The sequence below is a fragment of the Halomonas citrativorans genome, from assembly GCF_900163645.1.
GTDB classification, from domain to species: Bacteria; Pseudomonadota; Gammaproteobacteria; order Pseudomonadales; family Halomonadaceae; genus Vreelandella; species Vreelandella citrativorans.
This window is the reverse complement of the sequence record NZ_FUKM01000056.1, coordinates 1-4,479: the sequence shown is the minus strand read 5'-3', so window position 1 is coordinate 4,479 and position 4,479 is coordinate 1. Positions and strand designations below refer to the sequence as shown.

At 56.0% G+C, this 4,479-nt stretch carries 4 protein-coding genes; all 4 read right to left on the bottom strand.

Annotation, left to right across the window (positions count from 1 at the left end; genetic code table 11):
• Positions 1-1,097 (bottom strand): hypothetical protein (locus CZ787_RS13870; protein WP_217883879.1); only part of this gene is annotated, 1,097 nt, incomplete at its 3' end.
• Positions 1,098-1,919 carry a hypothetical protein gene (locus CZ787_RS13865; RefSeq protein ID WP_140398996.1) on the bottom strand — a complete coding sequence of 274 codons (822 nt, stop codon included), beginning with the start codon at positions 1,917-1,919 and terminating at the stop codon, positions 1,098-1,100.
• A complete protein-coding gene (locus CZ787_RS13860; protein WP_087110212.1) occupies positions 1,916-3,271 on the bottom strand; it encodes a hypothetical protein in 1,356 nt (451 codons plus the stop codon). Before CZ787_RS13860 ends, CZ787_RS13865 begins: the two co-directional genes overlap by 4 nt.
• Positions 3,268-4,479: EF-hand domain-containing protein (locus CZ787_RS13855; protein WP_140398995.1), on the bottom strand; the 1,212-nt coding region annotated here is incomplete at its 5' end. The genes CZ787_RS13855 and CZ787_RS13860, both read right to left, overlap by 4 nt.

Sequence of the window (4,479 nt, the reverse complement as noted above, 5' to 3'; positions counted from 1 at the left end):
TTCATTGCCGATGCTTCAAGCATGACACCGGAGCCAGAGTGCGTCCGACTGGTCGTTGAAACTATGCGCGCTGCAGGTATTGCGCCCTTTTTTAAATTTGAGGCGTCTTCAGGGTCCAGGTTACCGTCATGCCAAACCCTACGATCTGGCCCCCACGCAGTACCCCTACCGGATGTGAGATAAAAATCTTCATCAACGGAAGTGCCCGACGGCCCGGTAAGTATCCATGACGTATAAGTTGGGTTCCATCCATTGACTAGCAGTGCAGAACGCCAGCTATTACCGGGAAGCCCGGTAGAAAAAAGCGCACTGACCGACATAGCTCCTAACTGATCAGGTTCAGGTAGGTACTCCGAATTTCGGCCTGTAGGGTCTATATCCCTTGCATCATGGACTTTAACGGTTCCGAATTTCTGCCCATTCCAGGTAAATGCGCCATCCTTGACCACATAGCCTTCAAGCGCTTTACCTATATCAACGTTCGCACCTTTAGCAGCTTCAATCGCTTGGCGCAGGGCCTCCTCGGCGCCGGTGCGCGCCGTCTCCGCCTTACCGCGCTCCTGCCCAGCTGCCTGCGCTTGCTGGCCTGCCGTTTGCGCCGCTTGCTGTGAGGCAGTTTTGGCCACATTAATAGCGTCCAAGTCACCATATAGGTCCTCAGCAGACTGCTTGGCTTGTTGGGCCGCGCTGGCGGATTGCGATGATGCCTGAGCAGCTTGCGCAGCGGTGCTTCGCGCTGTTTCGGCGCCTTGGCGAGCTTGCTGGGAAGCCTGGCGGTCTTGAGCAATCGCTTGGCGATCAGTAGCTACTTGCTGGGCATGAGCATTGACTTGGTCAGCCGTGGTGTCGATAGCGCCTTTCTGCTGGTTAACATGCTGCCGATCCTGTGCAACCTGACCTGCTTTCTGAGCGATCTCTGTCCGCGTTTCAGCAACGATTTTGAACTCGGCATTGGCCAAGTCCACCATTTCCTGTAGCCCGGTCGCAAAGCGGTCGAGTTTACGGTTACGGTTATTGTCCTTAATGACCGCTTGACGCCTGTCATTGACTTTGAAGTTGTCGGCCTGGAAATCGGGCACGCTCGGCGCGGTAATCATTTAAACCTCCAGGTACACATGCGGTGAGCGCCAGTTGTTGTGGCGGTCGTGATCGTGTTCGTAATCGCCGTCACGCATGGCAACGAAAGCATGCGCTGCTTCTTTAACACCGCCCGTTTCGGGAAATACGTTGATATACACGTCCTTGCCTACACCTGCTTTCAGCAGTTCCTGGGTCAAGATTGAATACTCTTCATCGTCAAGATGGTTGAGATCGAAAGAGAGCCGCCGGGACACGCCGCCGCCAACATGGCGTAGCGAGCCGGACTCGGTGCGCTGCTTCTCGCCGCGAAACTGCCAAGCGAGCTTGACGCCGAAATCAATGTTCATCTTTTTGGGTGGCGAGTAGGGAATACCTGAAAAAATACGCCCTACTTGAATGTATCCACCGACATTGCCGGGATCATCGAACGTAAGGCGGTAGCCATCAATGAGCGTTGGCTCGGTCCATACGTTGTAATGGATAGAGGGCAGTGCGCTCAGATCCTGACCGCCCCAGGGGTCAATGCCTGCTCGCCACACGCCCAGCGGGATGATGTCAGCCGCGACGATGGGGCCGGTGTCATAGATCACAGCGCCTTCGAACAGATACTCAACCTGCACGGTTCCAACGCTGCTCAGGTTGTGGCCATATACCACCACCGCTGAGATAAAATCAGGGTTTTCGAGCATAGCGGTGACTTGCTCGTTACGTGCTGATATGCCACGCCAGCTATAACTGCGCCCCTTGATCTGGGTGTACTCGGCAGGTGCCTGAGCGCTACTCGCAGTAAGCGTTGCCAGGTCATGCTGGTTATCCATGATGATGCGTATTGTGCTCACACCCACACCCCCAAGTTAGTTTTTTCGCGAGGTAGCGAGCGCCCTACGCTAATGAGGCGGCCTAATCGACCGGCCAATCGTCGGTGCTGAATATCCGCTGCCTGGCCGACCTGAACTGGGGCCAACGACGCTTCCAACTCCCAGATCTCGCGCTGGGTAATGCGCAGCGCCAATTGCCGGTCTCGCTCTGTCGCGGCGTCATCGGCATTTTGAATCACGCTGTCTCGGGTAACGTGTTGCGCTAGTGGGTAGTCCTCGACCACTTGAGTGGCACGGCTTTCCCGCCACTCGGTACGTAGGCGCGTCGCCTCATTAGGTGATTGCTCATCCACGACACCAGCGACGGTAGAGAGGGGGGAGTAATTGCGCCCCCAGCGAAGGGTTAGCCCACGCCAAGGGGGTTCTGTTTCGCTTAGGCGTACCTGATCGTAGCGAATGTCATCACCCACAATGGTGACGTCTGCAACGGCAGGCAGCGTATGTTGGCGAACCACCAGCGCGCCGACCTGGTCGACAAACCAATACGCCCCCAGCCCAGCACAAAGGTCGTCCAATATCTGGCTACCAACGACGTCGCCACCGCTGTAGTAAACACCTACCTGGTAGTTGGGCATCTCAACCGTACCGATCGGAATACCGTAGTAGTCCGCGATCCATTCGATAATCTTTACGGGAGTATTGTGCGGCTCTTCAATGTCGATCGTCAGGGTATCTACCAGCGACGCGGCAAGGGTTATCGTGCCGTTAGCGGTATGGGTGGTATGTGTAATCGGCGCCCCTGCATCCTTGGCATCAATGGATGTGACCGGCAGGAAGGAGGCGCGATAGGTCAGCGTTTCGGTCGATACACGGTAAGCAGGAGCATTGAAGATGCTACCAAGTGCCAAGGGCACTGGACCTGCATCGTTGGGTAGCTCGCCGGTATCGATGCGCTCATCCAGCACGGCACTCTCATCATTCATGCGAAAGACGATTTTGCCCCGGCGGGCTTCGGTAATTCCCCCGTTACGGCCCGTGGCCAACAGCCTGAAATCATCGCGTGACCAATCGGGCGCACCGATAAAGATGCGTATTTTATGCCCCTCCCAGGCGTGGCTGATCCACTCAGTGATGGAGCCGTCATCAATCAGAGCCACTTCCCCAAAGGTGGTAAGGCCATCAATCCGCGTGGTGATATCAACAGCCGACTTCAAAATATCGTCGTAGGGCCGATTAGGATCACTGTCGCCAGGTAGGGACATATACGGCCCCGTTGCGACGTATTTGACACCGTGGGCATGGTGCAGCTCAGCGAGCACAATACGCTCGGCATTGAGGTCGGCCAGCCAGGCAAGGTATTGACCTTCGGTCATACGGTGCGCCCCCTGGTTTTTCCGGCACGGTTCAGCGCCTGGAGTTCTTCTACTTGCTGGCCACGCTGCTGTTCGGCGCGGCGCGCCGATTCTGATGCGGCCTGGCCCATTTCATTGGTACGTTTTGAGAGGGTCTCCATTAACCGTTTCTTCTCATCATGGGCTTGCTTTAACTCGCGCTTGATATCTTTGAGCTCTTGCAGGACATCGGAAAAATCTAATAGCGGAAACTGTGTAAGAGGCGCTGCACTGCGCACCGCGAGTGGTTGAGAACGGTTCGTTTGGCGAGATGGCACGTTCGAAGAAGCCCCATGATTGAGCCACTCCAACATGTCGCGAATACCGGGTTGCTTGACAATTTCACTGCGGACGACGAACTCACCGGCATGGACGATACCTGCTTCGTCGTATTTGCCGCCTGGCCCGGTGTAGCCCCCGTCTGCGAACTCTGGCACGGTGCCGTCGCCGTACAGGCCACGGGCCTTCAGCCAATCTTCACCCCCGACGGGTAAATTCGCCCACGCTACGGCTTGATGTAGCTGACCGTTGCGTGTTTCTTTTTCACTCAGCCAACGCGACCAACTGGTCACTTGGAAACCCTGGGCATCTTTACCCAGCACGTCATGGTAAGCGCCGTTGATTTTTTGCGCCGTTGGGTCTGATACAGGATATTTATTGACGATGTCATCAATGACCGACGGGTTACCCCCCATGATGTCGTCTGTATCACCTGCCTGCCGCTGTAGCCCTAGCTCAGCAATTGTCATGTTGCTTGCTGCGATAGACTCTAACCGACTGATCTGGCCGTCACCGTTTTTATCCATCAGCCAGAACAATTTATCCAACGTTGACTCGCTCGCCATGCCGTTGAACGCGGCGTGGAACTCGTCGTAATCGATGAGACCCGATGCGTTCACATCGATGCCATCGAACTCGGTCGCCATCGCGGTCACGATGCCTGCCCCCAACCCGGCCAGCCGTGCGCTCATCAGTTCCTGACGTGAGATCAGCCCATCACCATTCGCGTCGACGCGCTCTATCAGCCGAGCGATTTCCGCATCGGTCGCATGAGGGGCTAATACAGCGGCCACCTGCTCACGCGTCAGCACGGTGGTGTTTAAGCGGTTCATCTCCTGATACAGCGTGTTTTTGAGCACATCATTTGTACTCCAGCCCGCTGTAATAGCGCGCTCAATCGCTGATACCGT

What these genes read in the sequence shown, in the direction of transcription:
- CZ787_RS13860 (WP_087110212.1), bottom strand. Translation starts at nt 3,271, where the DNA reads ATGACCGAAGGTCAATACCTTGCCTGGCTGGCCGACCTCAATGCCGAG.